The organism is Bradyrhizobium sp. Pha-3, assembly GCF_042258325.1.
Classification (GTDB): Bacteria; Pseudomonadota; Alphaproteobacteria; order Rhizobiales; family Xanthobacteraceae; genus Bradyrhizobium; species Bradyrhizobium elkanii.
In genome coordinates this window covers 1494854-1517013 of sequence record NZ_CP170151.1, presented here as the reverse complement: position 1 = coordinate 1517013, position 22160 = coordinate 1494854, and the positions used below count along the sequence as shown (strand labels likewise).

23 protein-coding genes are annotated in these 22160 nt (G+C 64.2%); 8 read left to right on the top strand and 15 right to left on the bottom strand.

Translation table 11 applies throughout. The features are described 5' to 3' along the window. Window positions 1-140 precede the first annotated feature (140 nt). From ACE10X_RS07320 to ACE10X_RS07285, 8 genes are all read right to left on the bottom strand, one after another. Window positions 141-347, bottom strand: a complete 207-nt coding sequence (locus ACE10X_RS07320) for a hypothetical protein (RefSeq protein ID WP_038376311.1) — start codon at window positions 345-347, stop codon at window positions 141-143. 82 nt (window positions 348-429) lie between these two features. Continuing rightward, on the bottom strand, window positions 430-1425 hold the full coding sequence (locus ACE10X_RS07315; protein ID WP_304557492.1) for a hypothetical protein: 996 nt from the start codon (window positions 1423-1425) through the stop codon (window positions 430-432). Continuing rightward, the gene (locus ACE10X_RS07310) at window positions 1422-2543 is read right to left on the bottom strand and encodes a hypothetical protein (protein WP_038384289.1); all 1122 of its coding nucleotides are present in this window, start codon (window positions 2541-2543) and stop codon (window positions 1422-1424) included. The genes ACE10X_RS07315 and ACE10X_RS07310 overlap by 4 nt, the downstream gene beginning before the upstream one ends. Beyond that, window positions 2540-3739 carry a hypothetical protein gene (locus ACE10X_RS07305; RefSeq protein WP_038384290.1) on the bottom strand — a complete coding sequence of 400 codons (1200 nt, stop codon included), beginning with the start codon at window positions 3737-3739 and terminating at the stop codon, window positions 2540-2542. The genes ACE10X_RS07310 and ACE10X_RS07305 overlap by 4 nt, the downstream gene beginning before the upstream one ends. Next, window positions 3736-4611: a ThiF family adenylyltransferase gene (locus ACE10X_RS07300; protein WP_375764125.1), complete on the bottom strand. Its 876-nt coding sequence runs from the start codon at window positions 4609-4611 to the stop codon at window positions 3736-3738. The genes ACE10X_RS07305 and ACE10X_RS07300 overlap by 4 nt, the downstream gene beginning before the upstream one ends. After that, a complete protein-coding gene (locus ACE10X_RS07295; RefSeq protein ID WP_375764124.1) occupies window positions 4608-5675 on the bottom strand; it encodes a hypothetical protein in 1068 nt (355 codons plus the stop codon). The genes ACE10X_RS07300 and ACE10X_RS07295 overlap by 4 nt, the downstream gene beginning before the upstream one ends. A gap of 177 nt (window positions 5676-5852) precedes the next feature. Continuing rightward, complete coding sequence (locus ACE10X_RS07290; RefSeq protein WP_038384293.1) at window positions 5853-6128, bottom strand: YiaA/YiaB family inner membrane protein; 276 nt, start codon at window positions 6126-6128, stop codon at window positions 5853-5855. Window positions 6129-6184: 56 nt separating this feature from the next. Then, entirely contained in the window at window positions 6185-6880 is a 696-nt protein-coding gene (locus ACE10X_RS07285; protein WP_028341290.1) for a PspA/IM30 family protein, read from the bottom strand. A gap of 112 nt (window positions 6881-6992) precedes the next feature. On the opposite strand from ACE10X_RS07285, the gene ACE10X_RS07280 reads away from it, so the two are divergent. From ACE10X_RS07280 to ACE10X_RS07270, 3 genes are all read left to right on the top strand, one after another. Then, the gene (locus ACE10X_RS07280; RefSeq protein WP_038384294.1) at window positions 6993-7595 is read left to right on the top strand and encodes a TetR/AcrR family transcriptional regulator; all 603 of its coding nucleotides are present in this window, start codon (window positions 6993-6995) and stop codon (window positions 7593-7595) included. A 299-nt stretch (window positions 7596-7894) separates the two neighbouring features. Next, entirely contained in the window at window positions 7895-8104 is a 210-nt protein-coding gene (locus tag ACE10X_RS07275; protein WP_028341292.1) for a cold-shock protein, read from the top strand. A 232-nt stretch (window positions 8105-8336) separates the two neighbouring features. Then, window positions 8337-9470 (top strand): acyl-CoA desaturase, encoded by a 1134-nt coding sequence (locus tag ACE10X_RS07270; RefSeq protein WP_085970584.1) that lies wholly within the window; start codon window positions 8337-8339, stop codon window positions 9468-9470. 27 nt (window positions 9471-9497) lie between these two features. Here ACE10X_RS07270 and ACE10X_RS07265 read toward each other — a convergent pair whose 3' ends face one another. Continuing rightward, window positions 9498-9869 (bottom strand): cupin domain-containing protein, encoded by a 372-nt coding sequence (locus ACE10X_RS07265; RefSeq protein WP_038384296.1) that lies wholly within the window; start codon window positions 9867-9869, stop codon window positions 9498-9500. 304 nt (window positions 9870-10173) lie between these two features. Between ACE10X_RS07265 and ACE10X_RS07260 the strand changes: the two genes are divergently transcribed. The 3 genes from ACE10X_RS07260 (at window position 10174) to ACE10X_RS07250 (ending at window position 13666) form a co-directional block, all read left to right on the top strand. Next, window positions 10174-10458 carry a hypothetical protein gene (locus ACE10X_RS07260; protein ID WP_038384305.1) on the top strand — a complete coding sequence of 95 codons (285 nt, stop codon included), beginning with the start codon at window positions 10174-10176 and terminating at the stop codon, window positions 10456-10458. A gap of 138 nt (window positions 10459-10596) precedes the next feature. Further along, window positions 10597-11337, top strand: a complete 741-nt coding sequence (locus ACE10X_RS07255) for a sulfite exporter TauE/SafE family protein (RefSeq protein WP_038384297.1) — start codon at window positions 10597-10599, stop codon at window positions 11335-11337. Between the two features lie 328 nt (window positions 11338-11665). Continuing rightward, window positions 11666-13666, top strand: coding sequence for a hypothetical protein (locus ACE10X_RS07250; protein ID WP_375764123.1), 2001 nt, complete (start codon window positions 11666-11668; stop codon window positions 13664-13666). Window positions 13667-13761: 95 nt separating this feature from the next. Here the strand turns inward: ACE10X_RS07250 and ACE10X_RS07245 are convergent, their stop codons facing one another. After that, window positions 13762-14739, bottom strand: a complete 978-nt coding sequence (locus tag ACE10X_RS07245) for a zinc-dependent alcohol dehydrogenase family protein (protein WP_038384298.1) — start codon at window positions 14737-14739, stop codon at window positions 13762-13764. A 125-nt stretch (window positions 14740-14864) separates the two neighbouring features. Between ACE10X_RS07245 and ACE10X_RS07240 the strand changes: the two genes are divergently transcribed. Both ACE10X_RS07240 and ACE10X_RS07235 read left to right on the top strand, forming a co-directional pair. Continuing rightward, a complete protein-coding gene (locus ACE10X_RS07240; RefSeq protein WP_038384299.1) occupies window positions 14865-15440 on the top strand; it encodes a TetR/AcrR family transcriptional regulator in 576 nt (191 codons plus the stop codon). 143 nt (window positions 15441-15583) lie between these two features. Beyond that, the gene (locus tag ACE10X_RS07235; RefSeq protein WP_038384300.1) at window positions 15584-15940 is read left to right on the top strand and encodes a hypothetical protein; all 357 of its coding nucleotides are present in this window, start codon (window positions 15584-15586) and stop codon (window positions 15938-15940) included. Between the two features lie 264 nt (window positions 15941-16204). Here ACE10X_RS07235 and ACE10X_RS07230 read toward each other — a convergent pair whose 3' ends face one another. The 5 genes from ACE10X_RS07230 to ACE10X_RS07210 all read right to left on the bottom strand — a co-directional run bounded on the left by ACE10X_RS07230 (window position 16205) and on the right by ACE10X_RS07210 (window position 22050). Continuing rightward, a complete protein-coding gene (locus ACE10X_RS07230) occupies window positions 16205-18280 on the bottom strand; it encodes a pyridoxamine 5'-phosphate oxidase family protein (RefSeq protein WP_038384301.1) in 2076 nt (691 codons plus the stop codon). 60 nt (window positions 18281-18340) lie between these two features. Then, on the bottom strand, window positions 18341-18955 hold the full coding sequence (locus tag ACE10X_RS07225) for a glutathione S-transferase family protein (protein ID WP_038384302.1): 615 nt from the start codon (window positions 18953-18955) through the stop codon (window positions 18341-18343). Between the two features lie 205 nt (window positions 18956-19160). Beyond that, entirely contained in the window at window positions 19161-19574 is a 414-nt protein-coding gene (locus tag ACE10X_RS07220) for a Rieske (2Fe-2S) protein (protein WP_173638671.1), read from the bottom strand. Between the two features lie 231 nt (window positions 19575-19805). Then, entirely contained in the window at window positions 19806-20918 is a 1113-nt protein-coding gene (locus tag ACE10X_RS07215) for an amidohydrolase family protein (protein ID WP_016845317.1), read from the bottom strand. A gap of 67 nt (window positions 20919-20985) precedes the next feature. After that, window positions 20986-22050: an amidohydrolase family protein gene (locus ACE10X_RS07210; RefSeq protein WP_304557898.1), complete on the bottom strand. Its 1065-nt coding sequence runs from the start codon at window positions 22048-22050 to the stop codon at window positions 20986-20988. Between the last annotated feature and the right edge of the window lie 110 nt (window positions 22051-22160).

Genomic DNA, 22160 nt, shown 5'->3' with positions numbered 1-22160 from the left:
CGTGCATCCTTCGAGGCTCGCTCCGCTCGCACCTCAGGATGACGGTACAAGCAGAATCGGAGGATGGATTCGCAAACCACCCTCCAGACCACGCACGCGCTTACAGCGTTTCCTGAACCCAACCCGCAAAGCAGCAATGCTCAGAGCGTCTCCTGCTTGTGGTCGCAATTCTTGCAGGTGAACTTGACGCGGGACTGGCCCTTTTCCGCCTGCACCCGGTTCGGTGCACCGCATTTGCCGCAAACGGCCTCGATCCGGGTCATGCCCTGCTTGATGACGAGGTTCCGCTTTTCCATGGTCTCGCGGATGAGGCGTTCGGCCTCCTCGCGCAGCGATTGCTTCGACATCATCTCCACCGGTCGTTGGTTAGCGGGCGGCGTCATAGCACGACCGCGTGAAGTTTTGACAGCGGGGATTGCAGCTTAATTTTCAGACAATGAGCCGGTCAACCGGCAACCGAAAATGCCGCGGTTTCAACGGTTTTGATGGCCGGCCGATGCGGAACACGTTGACGAGGCGCAGATCGGCGCCAATTTTGCCGAGCTTTCGCAGCCGGTCGTTGAAGTCAGGATGATCTGATAGCGCCGAGATCGGGCACGCCGCGAAACCGGCGCGATCGATCTCCAGCCAGGCGCGGTAGAAATGCCGTCCGGTCGTGAGTGGATCCTCACCGACGGGGCGACAAAACAGAACGATCGCCGGCGCCGACGCGGTCTTGGCGCAGTCGGCAAGCAACGACGCGGCGAGGCCGAGACGATCGAGCGGCTTGAACAGGCTGCCGAGCACGTAGCGCGCGGCGGTGGCCTCGACCGCATTCATGGCGAGCGCATCACGGTTGAGCCCATCGAGCGGATAGCGCGGATGGCCAGGCGACAGCCGCATCCATGCGAGCAGCTCAGCCCGGTAGTCGTCGCCGTGGACAAAGGAGAATTCGGCCTGGTCGGCCCAGCCGGCGATATCGGCAATCGCCCCGCGATCGGCAATGCAGATCACATCGTCGCGCGCGGCAGCCAGCTGCGCCAGCGCCGCCGCATCGTCAGCCGACGCCACGAACTTGCCGCGCCACGACATGCGGCGTGCCACGAGGTCCGCCAGCGGATCGGGCTCGGCTCCTTGCCTGATCGCAAAAGAGCAGAGCACGGAGAGTTGCGGCGACAGCGGCTGCTCGATCGTGGTCATGCCCGTGATTGCGAAGCCACGGCGGTTGAGCGCGAGGCTCATGCCCTCCAGCGCCGCGCCGTGCGACACCCGAACGTCGTGCCCCGCGGGGTCGGCGACCGGCGCGCGGACGCCGGTCGCGTCGACCAGCGCCAGTCGCGCATCGTCGAGCAAGCGCCAGCGGGTCGGCTGGATGTTGTGGACGCTCGGCGCCAGCCGCGCCTCGGCGACCAGCTCGCGCAGCAAATCCGGCGTCAGCTCGCTCATGCCGCGGCCAGCCGCTTGGTGAACAGATGCAGCCGGTGCAGCGGCGTTGCGCCGACCTTCTCGACCTGGCGCAGCGAGGGGCCGTTGATATCGGCGATCCAGGTGCCGCCCAGCGTGCGGTAGCCCGCCTCCTGCAACGCCAGCGCGGTGCGGTAGAGCATCGCGCCGTTGAGGCCGCGATTGTGCAGGTCGCGGCAGACCGACTGATAGATCAGCACCGCGCGCCTGTTCATGATGCGGTGCTGCACGAATTTGACCGGCGCTGACAGTCCGACCCGGCCACCGATCGCCTTGATCAGCGGATTGAGGTCGGGGATCGCGATGATCGCGCCGGCGGGCCGGCCGCGGTGATAGACCACGGTCGAAATCCGCTTGTCGATGATCCACATCATGTCGCCGGCCTGGAACAGATATTCGGCGGCGGTCGGCGGCACGAACATCGGGTTGTCGGCAAAGCCGTCATTGAGGATCAGCCGCGCATCCTCCAGCCGCACCTTGAAGGCGGAACGCTTGATCGGCTGCCAGACGAAATCCGGATCGGTGAGCACCGCGCGCTGCTTGTCGCCGAGCAATTGCTCCGGCTTGCCGCCATCGAGCGCGATCTCGAACGTCGTCATCGGAAAGGTCGCGGCATAGCCGGCGCGTTCGAGATGCGTTGCAATGTGCGGCGGCGACCACATCATGTCGGTGAACGGCGCATGGTCGAACCCGTCGGTCATCACGCCGATCTGCTGCATGGCGGTCAGATTGAAATTGCCGGCGACGCGGCTCATGCCGCGCGCCGACAGCCATTGCTCGGCGGCGCGCAGCAGCGCATCGGCCACCTCGACGTCGTCGATGCAATCGAAGAAGCCGAATGCGCCATGGCGGGTGCCGTGCTTGCGGTTGGACGCGTCGTGGATCGAGGCGGCGATGCGGCCGACCGGCCGGCCATCGCGATGCGAGGAGAACAGCGCGTAGCGGCCGTGGCCTTCGGTGACGAACGGGTTCTTCGCCGGATCGAACATCCGGTCGAAATCGCTCCACAGCGGCGGCACGTAGAGGCTGTCGCGCCCATAGGCATTGAGCGCGGCGTCGAATGCCGCCCTGCGGTCGCCCTCGCGGATCTCCGATGTCATTTGGCCTCCGGGGTCAACGCCAAGAGCCGGCGTACCAGCGCCAGCGCGGTTTCAGTGGCGGGATCGGCCGCGGTGACGGGCACCGCGAGCACGATCAGGTCGAGCGGATCATGTCCGAGCACGATGACGTGGGAGGCGTTGTTGGCTGAGATCAGCGACACCATGCGCTCGGCCGCGGGATCGGTCGGCGCCAGTCCCCACGGCGCATCGGACCGCCGCAGCACGCGCCGCGTCGACAGGAAGTCGTGCAGCAGCGGCGGATCGTAGAGCGCGAGCTCGTTCTCGCGGAAGCGCCGCGCGCTTTCGAAGATCGGATGCCGCGCCAGCTCGGCGATCAACTGCTCGCGGGTCTGCGCCGGCGATGCCGCGACCGAATTGAGCACGCCCGGCTCCTGCGATTCGAACAGTGCGCGCAGCGCGTCCGTCATCAACCCGATGGTCAGGACGCCGGCGATCGCAACCGCGACGAAACGGACCATCTGCGCGGCGTCGACGTCGGGCGCCATGAAGGCAGCGGCGAGGCCCAAGAGGCCCGACGAGATCAGCCGCAGCGCCATCATCGCAAGGCCGTGCCGGCGCGTCTCGGCGCCGCCGCCGGCGATCAGCATCACGGTCACGGTGAGCAGCGCGCCCAGCGCGCCGAGCCGCACAGGGATTTCAGGAAATAGCGTGCGGAAGTCGGTCAGGATGAACGGGATCACGACCAGCGCGCCGACCGCCATGCGGCCGATGCTGCGGTTCTCCGAGGCCATCAGCGCGGCGCGATCCCGCGTCGCCAGCAGGAACGCGCAAGTGGCGAAGCCCAAGAGTTGGAACAGCGCCAGCGCGATCGCGTAAGGCATCGCCAGCCGTTGCAGCCCGAACAGGCCGCCAAGGCCGAGCAGGAGGCCGCCCGCGAGCGCCGCGATCTTGACCGCGCGCGGCGCGTGGCGCCGCAAAATGCCTTCGGTGACGATCAGGGCGCCGAGCGGAACCAGCGAGGCCGGGATCACCGAGAGGCGGTCGAGCAGGCGGCTTGCGGTCCACCAGGCAAGGCCGCGGTCGAGGAACAGGATCGCGATCACGCCGAGCGCGAGCAGCAGGCGGCGCGTCAGCGGGCTCCTCGGATCGCGCCGGTAGAACGTCATCATCGCCACGGCGAGCCCGATGGCGCCGCACAGATTGACGATGGAATCGGCGATCACCCCCGAGGTCATTTGCTGCCAATCAGTTCATCGATGGCCCGCCGCACCAGCGGACGCATCAGCGCGGCGACGAGCGCATTGCGCGGCCTCTCGATCGCGGGCCGATGCGGGTTGAGAAACCAACCGCGACAATCGGTGCCGGAGGTGCGGCCCAGGATCAGCGCGACCGCCTCATAGGCCATCAACATGCCGGTCGAGATCACCATCGGCGCGAACGACATCCGGCTGCGGCGGCCGGCGGCGACTTCGCCGGCGATGGCGAGGTCGACATAGTTGCGCGACGAGGAGTGCAGCATCACGTGCTCGATCTCGGCGCGCATCGCGGCGCGGCGGTCGTCCTCGGTGATCTCGGTCCAGTCCTTGCCAAGGGTTGGAAAGCCGAGGCGCTGCTCGGGCCGCGGATCGTGCGGGCGTACCACGATCACCGACGGCAGCGGCGACATATAGGCGTCGATCACGGTTGCATCGGCGCGCTTCGCGGTCCGGTACAGATGCACGCCGGCGGCGATATCGTCCATGCCGTTGACGATGACCGGGCACTGCGCGGCGATCTCGGCCAGCTCGCCGGTCCAGTTCTCGCCAAGCACCTCGATCTCGATGGTCGGATTGATGCGCCTCGCCGCTTCGGCGGCAACCGCCGCCTTCTCACGGCCGACCTCGTCGGCGAAAGCGAACACCTGGCGGTTGAGGTTGGAGACCTCGAAGCGGTCGATGTCGGCGATCGCGAATTTGCCGACGCCGGCGCGCGCCAGCGCCATGAAGGCTGCGCCGCCCATGCCGCCGACGCCGCAAACGAACACCCGCGCCTGACGCAGCAGCTGCTGCTCGTGCTCGTCGATGAAGCCGATATTGCGGCCGGTGAAGGAGTAGTAGTCGAAATTCATCGCGCGGCCCCGCTATCCTGCTTGCGCGGACGCAGCGTGCCGAAGGCGCGGCTGTCGTCCATCCAGTAGACCACCGGCAGCACCAGCCGCTGCAGCGCCAGCATCGCGGACGCCGCGAGCAGCGACGGCAGCGAGCCCGAGGGCACCTCACTCATGAGATAGCGGCGCGCGCCGGCAAGATCGACGCGGCCGATCTGCAGCACGTCGTCGCCCCGCGCGTAGTCCAGCTCGCGCGCGCAAAACTCGTTGTATACGGCATCGCGGTGCTTCGGTGCGATCTCGAAGGTCTTCTTCAGCGCGTCCGAGCCGCCGGTATAGGCGTTGGTGATGACCGAGCGCGCCTCGTCGAACCCGGCCTCCTCGCCGACGCCGAACACCGCGCGATGCCGCGTCATGATGCCGCGCGCCAATTGGAGATGCGCAAAGCTCTGGCGCGCGCCCGGCAAGGGCGACGGGTAGACGTCCGAGAAAGTGTCGCTGACCATGCCGACCACCGCCGGCACCTGGGTGATGTTGGAGATCCATTTCGGCCGCAGCCCGTCGCGGGCGAACAGCACCAGCGCGGTCAGGCCGTAGAGCACCCAGGAGAGCCCCTGCCCGCGCACATCGGGATCGACCATGACGAGGCCGAGATGGGTGACCTCGGCCGGCTCGCCGTCGAGCGGCACGTCCATCACCGACAGCGCGTTGAAAGCGATCGGCCGCCCGGTGTCTTCATCCGAGATCAGCGTGACGATGGCGCGCGACAGCCGCTCGGGTTCGCCGGAGAAGATGCCGTAGGTCAGGCTCTCCTCGGGCAGCGTCTTGGCGGCGACGATGCGCAGCTGCCCGACCAGCGCGTCGAGCTCGTCCCTCGGCAGCGACAGGCCCGGCGATTCAACGATGCGGGTGCGCTGGCCGGCCTGGGTGCGCAAGCTGAGATCGATGGTCGGCTGCGACAGCGCCTTCAGCCAGAAGCCGCCATGGCTGCGCAAGCCGTCAAAGGCGGCGCGCGCCTTGCCGAGACTCTTGGCAAGGCTCTTGCCGCCGCGCGAAGCCGGCGTGGGATTGTCCGTGGACGCCATTTCTCTGTCCCTCGGGCGCGATCTCTGCACTCGCCCCTGTTAAGGAGCCATGAGCGCAACCTGACGCTGTTAGCCGCAGGGTAAACAAGGCCTTCCGGAAACGGAACAAGTTGGTCCGAACGACGAAAGCGGCGGGTGCATGACACCCGCCGCGTCGCGTTGGCTCGGCCCGCCCGCTCACCCTGCCTTGGAGACTTCCATCAGCAGGCGCTCGGCCTTGGCGTCCTCGATGCGGTTCACGAACTTGCTGCTCTCGTAATTGTCGCGCACCGTCTTGGTCAGCGTGACGCAGGTCTGGATCAGCATCACGATGCCCATCGTGAGATAGCCCTTCATCCAGAGATCGATCGGCAGGAAGAACACGCCGACGGCGACGAGGAAGGCGGAGGCTGCAAAGGACGCGTAGGTGAAGGTAACCCAGCTGCCGCTGTGGGGTTGGATGGTCTGGTTCACGGTAATCTCCTTGATGTTGCGAAATTTGACGAAGGATCAGTTTCAGGCTTGAGGTTTCAGGCTGCGTTCGGGCGCTTGGCTTTCAGCCGCGCCAGCACGTCGTCGGCGGTCGATTTCATGCGCGGGCCAAAGCCCTGCTCGGCGAGCTTCTCGGCGGTGGCTGATGGTCCCGCGGCGGCGTCGATCTCGATCAACGCCTCGTCGGCGGCCTGGATCTCCATCTGCCGCTCGCGCAGCCGCTTCAGCGTCGCCTCCGCTTCCGGCAGCGTCGACTCGTAGGGGCGCGCTGCCTCGATGCCGCTCCGGCGCAGCGAACGCACCGCTTCCGATGCGCGGGCGAGGCGCCGGCCGCGGTCGAGCTCGGCGATGCGCGCCTCGGCGTTGCCGACATGGCGCTTCAGCCGGGTGATCTCGGAGGCGAACAGCGCGCGTGCGGTCATCGCGGCGTCGCGCTCGGCTTCGAGATTGGCGATCGCCTGCGCGGCTTCGCGGGCGAGGTCTTCCCGGCCGCCCTCGAGTGCCGCCGACGCGCGCACCTCGAGATCGGCGATCCGGGCGTTGGTGGCGTCGAGCCGGCGGCCCTCCTGCTGGTCGCCGGCGATCGCCAACGCCAGGGTCCGCTTCGAGCGGTCGACGGCGGCGGCGGCATCGCGCATCTGCTGGTCGAGGATGACCAGCGCTGTCCGGTCTTGCAGTTCCTCCTCCGCTGCTGCCACGCTGCCGCGGAAAAGAGTGAAAACAGTTTTGAACATTTGGTCGCTCCCTGTTATGAGCATCGCTCATGAATCTCTTGTACCACATAATGAGCGACGCTCAAGAATTATTTGAGCATCGCTCAAGGTGGTGGTTAACGAAGGATCAAAGATGTCCAAGGCATTGGAACGACGAGCAAAACTACGGGAAGCGCTGATCGAGGCGGCGGAACGGGCGATTGCGGCAAAGGGTCTCGGTGGCCTGAAAACCCGCGAACTGGCCCAGGAAATCGGGGTCGCCAATGGCGGCGTCTACAATCTGGTCGAGGATGTCGACGAGCTGATCCTGCGCGTCGGCTCGCGCACGCTGGCGCGGCTCGATGCGTCGCTGTCGCTGGCCGAGATCGGCGGGGCTGCGGCGCCGCGCGAGATGCTGGTGCGGATCGCGGTCGCCTATTGCGACTTCGCCGCCGACAATCTCGAACTGTGGCGCGCGCTGTTCGAGCATCGCATGCAGCCCGGCAAGCCGGTGCCGGAATGGGCGATCACCGAGCAGATGGAATTGTTCCGCCACATCTACAAGCCGCTCGCCGCATTGTTTCCGCAGCGTTCGCCGGCGCAACTCGGCGTCACCGCACGCAGCCTGTTCTCCGCCGTGCATGGCATGGTCGCGCTCGGGCTGGAGCACAAGCTGATCGCGGTGCCGATCGGCGCCTTGCGCAGCGAGATCGCAACGTTGACGCGCGCGATGGTCGACGGGCTGACGGCGAAGTAGGATTAGGGCGTGTGCACGTAACCGCGATGTCCCTGCTGCGCGGTCAGGCAGGCTTGCCGCTGCGCTCCATGAATTACAACCATTCACAGGGGAATGGAGCGGTCGAGGTCAGAAAGGGAGGAAAGCCACTTGCGGAATGATCGAACTGTAGCCATATACCTCGGATGGAGTTTCGGCCGAACGACTTGGCCTCGCCGCTGATAGCGTGCCTGACTGACGACCCTCACCCCCTGAACTTCGAATTCGCCTGCTGCGCTCTTCAGTGCGGCTCCAAACACGCATCTATAGGACGATTTTCCATGAGCATGGGAACTGTGAAGTGGTTCAACAGCCAGAAGGGTTTCGGCTTCATTCAGCCGGACCAGGGAGGCCAGGACGTTTTCGTTCATATCAGCGCAGTCGAACGCGCTGGCATGAGCACCCTCAACGAGGGACAGAAGGTCTCTTTTGAGATCGTTGCAGACCGCCGGACCGGCAAATCTGCTGCGGACAATCTGCGCGCGGTGTAAGCTGCGACAATCGGCCATGCTGCTTTGACCACGGATGAACTGGCAAAGCCTCTGGTTACGCGACCCCGCGACTGGTCACCCGGCCGCGGGGTTCTCTTTGTCAACACCGCGCGTGATGCCCGCCAGGATCAGGACTTGAACCGTCCGCCTGCGAAACGGCCTGCGCATTGAAGCAGCCGAGGTCGCGAGCGTGTCCACCAATATCGATCTAGATCAGCAACACGACGACATCATGTACCCGCAGGTCCTCCCGTTTCTGCTGGTGCACGCAGGATGTCTGGCGGCGGTCTGGACGGGCGTCTCATGGCAGGCGACTGCAATTTGCGTCGCCCTGTACTGGCTGCGCATGTTTGCGATCACCGCCGGCTATCATCGGTACTTCTCGCACCGGGCTTACTCAACAAGCCGGACGTTTCAATTCATCCTTGCATTCCTTGCCCAAAGCAGCGCTCAGAAAAGCGTCCTTTGGTGGGCCGCGAAACATCGACATCACCATCTTCATTCGGATACCGAGCAGGATGTGCATTCGCCGGGGCATAAAGGCTTCGTGCACAGTCATCTCGGCTGGATCTTTTATCGACAGCACGATGCAACGGATCTGACGAAAGTTTCGGATTTCGCCTCATATCCGGAGTTGATGTGGCTGCACAGATTGGAGGTCTTGCCGGCGATCGTGGTCGCAGGTCTGTGCTTACTCATTGCCGGATGGCCCGGGCTCGTGGTCGGTTTCTTCTGGAGCACCGTGCTGCTGTATCACGCAACGTTTTGCATCAACTCCCTCGCACATGTTCACGGACGCAAGCGGTATGTTACGGGCGATGACTCCCGCAACAATTGGCTGCTGGCTCTGTTTACGATGGGTGAGGGTTGGCACAACAATCATCACGCCTATCAAAGTAGTGCGCGGCAAGGCTTCCGGTGGTGGGAGATTGACGTTACCTATTATGTCTTGGTGGCCTTGTCCTGGCTCGGTATTGTCCGGGATCTGAAGGCGCCGCCCATGCAGGTCCTCCGCAACGAGCAGCGCTTGGGATCGCGTGTGATCAAGCGAACGGCTGAGCAGCTCGCTGGTCGCTTCAATCCCGAATACATCGCGCTGGCTATCAAATCGTCGGTCCACGAAACCGGACTGTCGGTGCGGGAAGCGCTTGCTTTGTTGCAGCATCGTGCCGACTTGCATCTGCCCAGCATACCAACGCGTGACCGGTTGTTGGCTGAAGCCCAGGCCATGTTCGCGAAGACGAGTTCGTTGGACGACATTGTCGACCGTGCACATGAACTCCTGGTGGAATCGGTTTGCCTCCTGCTCGCCGTTCCACCTCCGCTGGCTGGCGCAAACCCGAAACCTCAAGCGAGCCAGCGGTAGTATTTTGCCTCCGGCCTTTTCGCAACCTCACGGCTCCATCGTGTAGGCGCGCCCGGGCTCGAGCGCGTAGATCGTCAGGAAGCGCAGCGGCCGTTCCGGATCGCAATTGCGAAACAGCGTGTGCGGAACGTCGGGTCGATCCTGCAAGGTCTCGCCTGCCCGATACTGGCGCGGCGCCTCGTCGCCATAGGCGGACTCGGCAACGCCTTCGACGATGAAGACCACGCCGCCAACGGGGTGGCGGTGCAGCGGAGCAACCCCGCCGGGCGGATAGGTCACCTCGGCAACGACAAGCTCGCGATCATCGCCGGGCAAAGCGAGACGCTCAAGGGTCTTGCGGGTGACGCCGGCAAATCCGGCTGGTTGAGCTTTTGCCTGACCGTCGTTGCTTTCAGCCATTGGAACCCTTCCTTGTCACGCGCCTTTGCCCCGATCGGATCAAGGCTGCGATGACTATGGGGGCGCTTCAGCGACGCAACAAGCGCCCAGGCATTTCAACACATGTCGCGCGGGCGAGGCGAAGCCCTTGCCACCCCTGCTCCCACGTTGCAGGATTCCTGCGCCGAGAACCTTCAGCAGTGGGCCTTGCATGAAAACGAGTATCGTCACGACACGGTTGTCGACGGCAGCCGCTTCGGCGTTCATCTTTGCGGCATCAAGTGTCACGCCAGCGTCTTCGGCGCAGCCCGTGCCGGAATGCTCGATGTCGGTGACATTGGCGGATTGGGGCGAGAATTCGTCCGGCGATATCGACGTCGCGTCAGGCCAAAGCTGCCAGATCCCGATCGGAATCCGCGGCACGGTGACGGACTCGTCGATCTCGCAGAAGCCGGCCTACGGCAAGCTGAAGAAGATCAACGCATCGACCTTCGAATACAGGGCGAAGGCCAAGTACAAGGGCAGCGACACGTTTGCCATCAAGGCAACAGGCCAGGGGCCGAAGGCATCCGGCACCTCGGTCATCACCGTGCACGCGACGATCAAGTAGTCACTCGCTCGCACGCCGCACAAGCGACGCGCGAGCATTCCGTGGTCGCGATCGCACCTCCTGTCGTATCGGTACTTTTTTCACCCTTGGCTCGTCCTGACGTTCTGTTAGCCTCGCCACGCTTGGGAAAGAACCTCAATGCTGACGTTGATGTTCGCCGGCGTCTCGCTGCTCTATGCTACGGTTGGTCAAGCTGGCGGGACAGCATTTCTTGCTCTCATGGCGTTCGCCTCGTTCCCTTCGAACGAGATGCGTCCAACGGCGCTGCTGCTCAACATCATCGCAGCCACCTATTCGACCTGGCGCTTTCATCGCGCGGGCTTGGTTGATTGGGCGAAGCTAAGGCTGCTCCTCATTGCGTCGCTCTCGACCGCTCTTGTTGGCGGATTCATCGTTCTTGACGAACGTCTGTATAACGTCGCGACCGGAGTGGTTCTTCTCGCTGCTGCGGCTATCCTTCCCTTCCGTCGTCCTAAGGCTGGTGAGCCGGATCGACTGACGCCGGTATGGGGCGCGGGCGCAGTAGGCGCGGGTGTCGGCCTTGTCTCCGGGCTAACTGGCGTCGGCGGAGGGGTCTTTCTCGCGCCCATCTTGGTCGCATTACAATGGGCGTCACCCAAGCAGACAGCGGCGCTGTCAGCGCCGTTTATTCTCGCGAATTCGGCAGTCGGATTGATCGGGGCTGTTTATGCGGGCCAAATGCCTGCCAGCGGCACATGGCTTTACGCATTGGCAGCGCTGGCTGGCGCCATGATCGGGACGACGATAGGTCTGCGGTGGCTATCGCAAACCGCTACCAGATATGTCTTGGCCTTCATCCTGGCCGCGGCAGGAATTCAACTGCTGCTCTTCACCGGTCACAAGTCGTGGTTCGGATAAAATTCAGAGACCACCCGCGATTTGTAAAACCGATTTGCGGCCGCTATCCCCCGCTGCGGCTTCAAAGCCAGCACGAAGCACACGAGGCCGGGCGGATCCGATACCTATGACATTTTGCCGCACGCGACCTGAAGGATGGGTGTGACACCCATCATAGATGCTGCATTGAAATTCTGCGATCCTGAATTTGATATTAACGATTTCTTTGGCGCTGATCCCAGCCAAACGACACTTGACCAAGACTGGCCCGCCTCACGGGCCAAATTGATTGCCTTGCACCTTGGAAATTAGCCGGATTCGACCGGCGCACCCCACGAGGACGCAAACCATGGCCAATACCGCACCGGTCGTCACGATTGGCAACCACAGCCTGTTGTCCAATCACTGGCAAAAAATACAGCCATGGCTCACTTATTCCGACGCCGATGGCAATTCCGCGGTCAGCTATCAGTTCTTCGACAGCGGTACGTCCGCGACCAGCGGCTACTTCTGGACTCCAACCAATTCCCACTGGGACGCCAACACCGTCATCGACGTCGCGGCGTCTGACCTCTCCGAGGTGTGGTTGCGTTCCGGTTCGGTCAGCGGCTCGGAAACGCTGTGGGCACGTGCGTTCGACGGGACTGCCTGGAGTGCCTGGACGTCGTTTACCTTCACGACGATTCCAAACAGTACGCCGGTTGCCGCGATCAGCGACCAGTCGCTGCATATCAACACATGGGTGCAGGCCTCGGATTGGCTGAATTACACCGACGCCAACGGGGATGCCGCCACCAAATATCAATTCTGGGACAGCGGCACGTCCGCAACCAGCGGTTACTTCTGGACTCCAAGCAATTCCCACTGGGCTGCCAACACGACGATCGAGGTATCGGCGGCCGAGCTGGCCGATGTCTGGATCCGCGGCGGTTCGACGACCGGCTCCGAGACGCTGTGGGTCAGGGCGTTCGACGGATCGGACTGGGGCAACTGGGACAGCTTCACGTTGACGTCAACGAACTCGACCCCCGTCGCGACGATCGGCGATCATTCCACGCACATCGATCAGTGGGTCACCATCAGCAGCTGGCTGACGGCGACGGATGCCGATGGCGATGCGATCACGAAGTACCAGTTCTGGGACAGCGGCACGTCTGCCACCAGCGGCTACTTCTGGACTCCAACCAATTCGCACTGGGACGCCAACACGACGATCGACGTCTCGGCGGCCGACTTGGCCGACGTCTGGGTGCGAGGTGGCTCGACGACTGGTTCCGAGACGATGTGGGTCAGAGCATTCGACGGAACGAACTGGGGCAACTGGGACAGCTTCACGTTGACGTCGACGCCGAACACGGCGCCGGTCGCGACCGTCAACGACCAGTCGCTGCACGTCAATCAATGGATCAAACCCCAGGGCTGGCTCACTGCCACCGATGCCGAAGGTGACACGATCACCAAATACCAGTTCTGGGACGGCGGCGCGGGGACGACCAGCGCCTATTTCTGGACGCCCGACAATTCCCACTGGGCTGCCAACACGACGATCGACGTTTCGGCATCCGATCTGGCCAATCTGTGGATTCAAGGCGGCTCGACCACCGGTTCCGAGACGATGTGGGTGAGGGCGTTCGACGGTGCCGCCTGGAGCAATTGGGACAGCTTTACTCTGACGTCGACGAATACGGCTCCGACCGCGACGATCAACGATCATACCTTGAACGCCGCGCAGTGGGCGCAGCTCGTCAACTGGACGACGGCATCCGACGCCGACGGCGATGCAATCACCCAATACCAGTTCTGGGACGGTGGTGGGGCTGCGACCAGCGCCTATTTCTGGACGCCGGCCAATTCACACTGGGCAGCCAACACGGTGATCGACGTTCCGGCGTCCGATCTGTCCAGCATCTGGGTGCAAGGCGGCACCGCCGGCGGCTCCGAGACCATGTGGGTCAGGGCGTTCGACGGCACCGCCTGGAGCAATTGGGACAGCTTTACCCTGACGTCGCTGCCAAACCACGCACCCGATGCCTCGGTCAGCAATCAGACCTTGCACGTCAACGAGTGGAGCCAGGTCGGCAACCTGGTGTCCTATGCTGACGCTGACGCGAATCCCGCGGCCGCCTATCAGTTTTGGGATGGCGGCGGCAACGCCAACAGCGGCTATTTCTGGACCTCTGCGAATTCCCATTGGGCAGCCAGCACCGTGATCGACGTCAGCGCCGCCGACCTCGATGATGTCTGGATGCGTGGCGGCGCCGCCACCGGCAGTGAAACGATGTATGTGCGCGCGTACGATGGCATTGACTGGGGTGCGTGGCACGCGTTCACGCTCTCGACCATCGTCTAGCTGCCCCGGCTTGCCGCGATTTCGGTCCACCTCTCCCCCTCGGGGCGAGGTGAACCTTCGACGCGGTTTACAGCTCAACCTAATCTCATCGTGCTCTAGCTTGGCGTGAAGATCACCTTGCCCTTGAATGCCGCTGCCTGCGCGATCGCCTGCGAAAAATCCTCCAGGCGATAAGTCCCGACCACCGGCGCGCTGATCGCGCCCGATGCGACCATCGGCACCAGATGGTCGTACATTCTGGCCAACGCTTCATCCGTCGCAGTCTTGCCCCAATGGCCGAGCCAGAAGCCGCGCACCGACACCTCGTTGAAGATCACGCTCAAGGCCGAGCCGGAGAACGGCTGGCCGCTCATCGCGCTGTAGATCACCAGCACGCCCTTTGGCGCGAGGCAGTTCATCAGGTTCAAGGCGGATGAACCGCCAACGACGTCAAGCGCCAGCTGGATCGGCGCCCGACCCGTTTCCCTGGCGACGCGCTTGGCGAGATCCGGCCCGTCGAGCAGCACGATATCGCCGCCGATCGCCTTGACCTCATCCACGACCTCCTCGCGCCGGACGATGTTGACGGTCTTGAGCCCGAGCGATCTGGCGATTGCGATCACGGCGCGGGCCGTCGCCGAGTTGGCGCCGTTCTGGATCACCCAGCCGCCGGGCGCGACTTTCACGAAATCGGTCAGCAGCAAATAGGCGGTGGCCGGGTTGACCCCGATCATGGAGAGCTGCCGGACATCCGCATTCTCGGGCAGCGGACGCTGCCATGACGCCGTGAATTTGACCCGCTCGGTCCAGGTCGGGACTGTGAACGGAATCAGCGTGCGGTCGCCTTCCTTCAGGTTCCTCACCTGTGATCCTCTGGCGACGACCCTTCCAACGCCCTCGATCCCGAGCGTGGCCGGCGGCGACGGCAGATAGCCGTATCGCCCGGCGATGATCATGAAATCCGAATTGTTGATCGGCGCGGCCTCCACCGCCACCACAACCTCGTCGGGGCCGGGGCTGCCCACGTCCGGCACCTCGTTGAGCTTGACCACCTCCGCAGCACGTCCGAACGCAACGACCTGAACAGCTTTCATAGCGTGACCTCCCGATTTCATTGTTTACTTCTAAGTACAGAATAGAGATTACGTCAATAGCCGGACCTGCCTTCACGGCAAGGTGAAGGGTTCACATCCGACGCGAGAGTACATAAAAGACGGATATGGCAAGGCCGCGCAGCTTCGATCCGGACGATGTCCTGGAAATCGCCCGCCAGATGTTCTGGCAGAAGGGCTTTCAGGCGACCTCGCTCGACGAGATCACGGCGGCGAGCGGCGTCGCGAAACCCAGCCTTTACGCGGCGTTCGGCGACAAGAACGCGTTGTTCCTGAAGGTGCTGGACCGCTATCACGACGGCATCCTCGGCTGGGCCGAGCGCGTGCTGGCGCAGCCGGGGCCCGCGCGGGACATCATCAAGCAGTGGCTTACCGGCTTCATTCCCTATTGCTCGGGCGAGAAGGGACAGCGCGGCTGCCTGTCGATCAACTCCGCGACCGATGGCTCGCTCGACCAGGTCGAGCTCCGCAAGAGCATCGTGCGCTACAACCGGCGGCTTGAAGAGCTGCTGCGCACGCGGCTGCGCACCGATCGCGCCCAGTTCAGCAAGGGCTTTGACCCCGACGTCACCGCCCACACCATCATGGTGGTGCATGCCGGCCTGCTGGCGCTTGCGCACCAGAGGCCGGATTCGAAACAGGTGAAGGCCGTGATCGACCAGGTGATGAGCCTGCTCGCCTGAGCTTGTCAGCTCCCGGCCTTCCGGCAGTGCCCCGCGCGCCTCTCACGAATGTGATAAAATGACGATCATCATCTGATTGATGTCCTGATCTCGATGACCATGTCCGGGTTGGCTGTCATGGGCTTTCCGGATTTGAGGATCAGATGAACAAACGGTTTTGGCGTGCGACGCTCGTTGCAGTCACGGCCCTCTTGGCGAAGCCGGCGATCGGGCCGGCGCAGGCCCATGATCACCAGCAGCCCGAGTTGAACGGCTGGTATGAGAGCCTGCGCAGCGTCAAGGGACCCTGCTGCGACGGCAGCGACGCGAAGCGTGTCGATGACGCCGATTGGGACACCAGGGACGGCCACTATCGTGTGCGCCTCGAGGGTGAGTGGGTCGACGTTCCCGATGACGCCGTCGTCGCCGGACCGAACCGCGCCGGCCGCACCATGGTCTGGCCGTATTACCTCGACGGACACCCGAGGCCACGCTGCTTCATGCCGGGCAGCACGGGCTAAAGCGGGATGAGTTTTTGTTGAATCTGCTTGGCGCGGTCTCGGTTCACCTCTCCCCGTTGGGGAGAGGTCGGATTGCGCCTGGCGATGCGAAGCATCGTCCAGTGCAATCCGGGTGAGGGCTCTTGTTCTCTCGATAGACCGTAACCCCTCACCCGATTTGCTGCGCAAATCGACCTCTCCCAAGGGAGAGGTGAATTTCGACGCCGTTCCAGCTCAACCCAATCTCATCAGGCTTTAACCACCGCGCAGTCCCAGCGCGGCTGATCAGAGATCAAGCTGGATCCGATCCTCGCCGTCGGCCTCCGGCTTCGCCGGCACCGCGCAGCAGATCAGCACCTCGTCGTCGGCCACCTCTGCGGTGGGCTGCTTCACATAGGTCACGGCACCTGCCAGCAATCTGGTTCGGCAGGTTCCGCAATTGCCTTCCCGGCAGCTGAAGGCGGGGCTGAGGCCGCGCACTTCCGCCAGTTCGAGCAGCGTCCCCGCCTCGGGCGTCCAGCGCGCCTCCTTCAACGAAGTGGTGAAGGCGACCGGGATCGGCATCGTCGCCGGCGGCCGCCGCGGCGGCGCGGCGGTGACGAGGTCGGGCTTCCGGACCAGCGATGAAGGACCGAAGGCTTCGGCGTGAATCCTGCCGTCGGCAATGTTGTAGCCGCGCAGGGCGTCATAGAGCGATTGGGTGAACTGCGGCGGTCCGCACAGATAGAAGTCATAGTCGTTGAACGGCAGGACGCGCGACAATATCGCCATGTCGATCCGTCCCGCAGCGTCGTAGTCTGTGCCCTGCTCGGCGCCGTCGACATCGCCGAGGACGCGGATGATCCGCACCGCGCCGCCGGCGGCATCCACCAGCTGCTGCAATTCATCGCCGAACGCGCGGTCCTGCTTCGCATGCGCGGCCTGGATCAGGGTCGTCGGCCGGATGCCGCGGGTGCGCAGCCCTTCATAGACCACGTGGCGCAGCATCGCGAGCAGCGGCGTGACGCCGACACCGCCGGCGAGCAGCACCGCGGGCCGCTTTTCGCGCGCATCGATCGTGAAGCCACCAGCCGGCGCGCGCGCTTCGATGACGTCGGCGACATGGATGGTGTCGTGGAGATGTTGTGATACGACACCATCGCGCTTCACGCTGATGCGGTACATGCCATCCGACGGCGCGACCGACAGGGTGTAGGTGCGGATGACCGGCTTGTCGATACCGGGCAACGAGAGACGGATCGGCAAATGCTGTCCCGCCCGGTGCGGAAGCAGCCCCGCGCCATCGTCCGGCTGCAAATGAAACGAGCGGATCGATCGGCTCTCGTCGACGATCCTGGTCACCTTGAACGGCCGCCACTGCGTCGCGCGCTCGGCCGCGCGGATCCGCTCGGCGGTCTGCGCCCAGTCGCCGGTCATCAGCGAATTCGGCGACCAGCCTTCGGCCCGGAACGCCCAGCGCAGCGGCAGCGCACCGCGCCTGCGCACGACGCGGCGGGCACGGAAACTCCAGAGCCGTTCGGCGCCCTGAAACGCCGCGATCTCCGGCGAGTCCAGCGTCACCTCGGCGTCACCGCTCAGCTGCAGCAAGTCGCCGGTTTCGAAATCGACGAATACCAGCCCGGCCTTGCCGTTGACGAGGATGTTGCCGAGCGTGTTGAAGAACAGATTGCCGGCAAAATCGGGAATCGTCAGCGTGCCGTCGTCGGCGACGCGGACGAAGCCCGTCCGGCCGCCGCGATGCGAGACGTCGACCTGGCGACGGTCCTCACGCTCGGCATAGGACGCCACGAAGAACGTGTCGGCCGCCTTGATCGTGTCGCGCGCGGCTTGATCGAGCGTCGTGCTCGCCTCGATCTCTCCCGCAAAAGGTTCATCCGGCGCGCGCACGAAGGCAAAATCCCGCAGCTGGATATACTGCGCGCAATTGCCAAAGCTCTGATCGAGCTCGAAGCTGAGTGCCTTGCCTGATGCCGCGCGCAGCAACCCGTTCGCACGGTTGCGCCGCCGCGTGTGCAGTTCGATTCCCAACAGTCCGATCGCATCGCCCTCGCGCATGCCTTCGCTGACGGGATCGCTGGCGTCAGGCCGCGCAACGATCTCGAGGCTGCGCGGTGTCGGCGAAGAGATGAAGCCGGGCTTGCCGGCCAGCAGCGAGGCCCAGGCGTCGCCGCTTCGGTCGACGCTGCCGACGACGATGAAGGGAATCTGCGCGAAGAAATCGCGGTGCTGGTCAGGCATGAAGTCGCGCACCGCGCGCTGGCCGACGGCGTCCATCTTCTCGGCGACGCCGACCTTTTGCTGGATCGCCTTTTCGCCGGCATGCCAGGTCGCGAGCTTGCGCTTGGTTCGTCTGTCGCTCATCGTATCGCCCTCCCCTTCGGGGTTGGACGGGCGCGCCCGACGGCACGCCCGGTCAGCAGGTCACGCAGCCGCCAGACCGACAGGGGTCCTGGCGAAGGCCACGAAGCCCGGCAGCGCCTCGATCCGGCGCAGCCATGCGTTGACGCGCGCATAGGCGGAGAGATCGACATTGCCTTCGGGCGCACTCGACAGATAGCTGTAGAGCGCGACGTCTGCGATTGTCGGCGCCGTACCGACCAGCCAGTCGCGACCGGCGAGATGGGCCTCGAGCCGCTTCAGCAGGACATGCGCCCGCGCGATCACGTCGTCCGGATTGTGCTTTGCGCCGAACACGGTGATGAGGCGTGCCGCAGCGGGCCCAAACGCGAGATCGCCGGCAGCAACCGACAGCCAGCGCTGGACCGCGGCAGCGCCCTTTGCATCCTGCGGCAGCCAGTCGGTGCGGCCGAGCTTGGTCGCGACATAGACCAGGATCGCGTTGGAGTCGGAGATGATGACGCCGTCATCGTCCAGCACCGGCACCTGGCCGAACGGGTTGAGCGCGAGATATTCCGGCCGCTTCTGCGCGGCGGACTTGAGGTCGACGTCAACAAGTTCGTGCGGAATTCCCAGCAGGGACAAAAACAGCCGCGCGCGATGCGCGTGGCCGGAGAGAGCGAAGTGATAGAGCTTCATGTGCCGTTCCTGATGTGGTGGACGGGTTCATTCCCGACCGCCAGCTCAAGGTGGCCCATTGCAGCGGTTATTATAATTGCCGTTGACGGCACTTCATTATTGCATAATCCGCAATAACCTTATCTGAGTCATGGCCGGGCTTGTCCCGGCCACGACGAGGGCCGCGGCAACGCGCACGGTCGAACGAACTGCGCCAACGCGCCGGCTAGACCTCAACGATCACGTAATTGTCTTCGATATGCACCGGGAACGTCTCGGCGACATACGGCCCCTTCTGCAACTCGGCGCCGCTCTCGACCGCGACCGGATAGGAGCGGATCCTGAACCGCTTGGGATCGAACCAGGACTGGCCGTTGCGCATGTCGAATTCCCAGCCGTGCCACGGACAGCGCAGCATCTCGCCGACGCGGTCGCGCTGATAGATGCCGGGCTCCGGCGAGGTCAGGCGCGCGACGCAGGCCGCCTTCTCCAGCGGCGCGCCTTCATGCGGACAGCGATTGAGCAGCGCGAAGAACTCGCCATTGACGTGGAACACGACGATGTCGCGGCCCTCGAGGCCGAACACCTTGTTGCCGCCGGCCGGAATCTCACTGGTGCGCGCGACGATGTGACGGGTCATCGGAATCCTGGAGCGGGGTGAGGTCAGGTTGAAACGGTCTCGCAACAGGCGCCCTGCACCTCTCCCGCTTGCGGGGGAGGTCGTATCGCATCGTTAGATGCGATACGGGTGGGGGCTCTCCCCACGTGAAGAGTGTCGCGAGCGGCGACACCCCCACCCCAGCCCTCCCCCGCAAGCGGGAGAGGGAGCGCAATTCCGTCGCGGTTGCTGCTCGATCCAATCTCATCATACTCAGAACTTGTAAACCGCGCGGGCGTTGCTGTTGAAGATCTTGCGACGCTCGGCGTCCGTCAGCGGTGTCTTGAAGGCGTAGCGCGCGTCGTCATAGTCCCAGTGCGGATAGTCCGACGAGAACAACAGCCGGTCGATGCCGACCCATTCGATCAGCTGCCGCAGGTGCCTGGCTTCATCCGGCTCGTCGATCGGCTGGGTCGTGAACCAGAAATGCTGCTTCACATATTCGCTCGGCCTGCGCTTCAGATGCGGCACCTCGCTGCGGAAGCGTTCGAAGTGCTGATCCATCCGCCACATCGTCGCGGGGATCCAGCCGAAGCCACCCTCGATGAACACGATCTTCAGCTTCGGGAAGCGCTCGGGAACACCCTCCAGCACAAGACTGGTGAGATTCGAGGCCACCGTGTGCGCGTTCGACTGATGCTCCTCGCAATAATAGGACGGCCAGCCGCCGCCGGTCGGCGCATGCCCGCCATAGCCGCCGACATGGATGCCTAGCGGCAGATCGAGCTCCTGCGCGCGTTCATAGATCGGCCAGTAGCGGCGGCGGCCGAGCGGCTCGTTGGCACGCGGCGAGACATTGATCTGGATGTATTCGCCTGATTTGGCGCAGCGCTCGATCTCGGCGAGGCCGAGGTCGGAGCCATCCTGCCCGACCAGGATCGAGGCCTTCAGGCGCGGATCGCGATGCGCCCAGAACGCCAGCTGCCAGTCGTTGATGGCGCGCTGGATCGCGGCGCCGAATTCCAGATTCTGCTGCGAGAAGATGAAGAGGTCGAGCACCTGCAAAATCCCGAACTCGACGTCGAAGGGGTCGAGGTGCTGCTTGCGCATGAAATCGAGATCGGAGCCGGGCACGCCGCCGGTCGGCGGCCAGGCATCGCGCCGCGCGATCAGCGGCGAGGAGCGCGGATACGGCGTGGTGCCGATATAGGGCGTGCGCAGATGGCTGCCATATTCCTTCAGATGCTGCTGCCAGCGTTTTGGCAGGAACTCGTTGAGGTCGCTGTGCGCGTGAATGCTCGGATGGATGTCGCAATCGATGATTCTGAGCCGCGACGCGGCGGTCTTCTCCTGGTCGAGCATCGGGCGGTCGATGACGTCACTCATGCGATCCTCCTTCTTGTTTGCGCATCATCTTGTCGGAAAACCGGTTTCCACTTTTCCGGATCATGCGCTACGAATTCAGCTTGAGACGCGGAAATGTTTCCAACGGGTTGTCGGCACACATCCGCCCGACAAGACTTTTCGGCAGATGCGGCGGGATCGGATCGTCGCCGTCGAACTGCCAGTGCGGATAGTCGGATGCGAACAGGAACATCTTGTCGGAGCCGATCTGGTCGATGATGTCGGCAACGCTTGTTGCATCCATCGGCGCGTCGAACGGCTGCATGGTGACGCGGAAATGGTCGCGGATGATCGCGGTGGGCTCGCGCTCCACCCACGGCACCTCGACGCGCACGCCGCGCCAGGTCTTGTTGGCGCGCCACATGAAGGCCGGCAACCAGCTGACGCCTGACTCCATCAGCACGACGGTCAATCCGGGATACTTCCCGAACACGCCCTCATAGATCAGGCTCAATGTCTGCGCCTGGAACGCCTGCGCCTCGGCGAGATAATACTCGTAGCGATAGGACGGCCAGCCGATCGAGCTCGGCGCGCCGCGGTAGGCACTGCCGGCGTGGATCGCGATCGGCAGCTTGTGCTTCTCCGCGGCCTGATAGATCGGCCAGAAATGCCGCCGGCCGAGCAGTGTCTCGCCTTGCGAGGGCACCAGCACCGAGACGAAGCGATTGTCGCCGGCCCTGCGCTCGATCTCCTCGACCGCAAGGTCCGGCGCCTGGATCGGCACCACGATCGAGGCGCGCAGCCGCTTGTCCCTGGCAAGCCACTCGGCCGCGATCCAGTCGTTGATCGCCCTGCAGAAGTCCGCCGCCATGTAGGAATCGAACACCGCCTGCGCGCCATAGACGACGTTGCAGATCGCGTGGCTGGCGCCGAGCTGGTCGAACGCGCCGCGCTGCACCATGGCGAGATCGCTGCCGGGCTTGCTGCCGTCGGCCGGCCGCCAGTCGGCGCGGCCGGACAGCGGCATCGACGGCGGATAGGAATTGAGGTCGAGCCCGTCGATGGCGCGGCTGACGACCTGTTCCTTCCAGTGATCGCTGAGATAGGGCAGCAGCGTGGTGCGCGTTCCCCCCACCGCGGGATGGATATCGCAGTCGATGCGCGTGGCCGCCATGGCGTTCCCCGGATTGATCTTCTTGTCGTCATTGTTGGCGGCATCGCTGCCACGGATCGGACTGTGCCGCCGATGGCGCGATCGTGCAAGCGGGTCCACGCGGGGCCGCC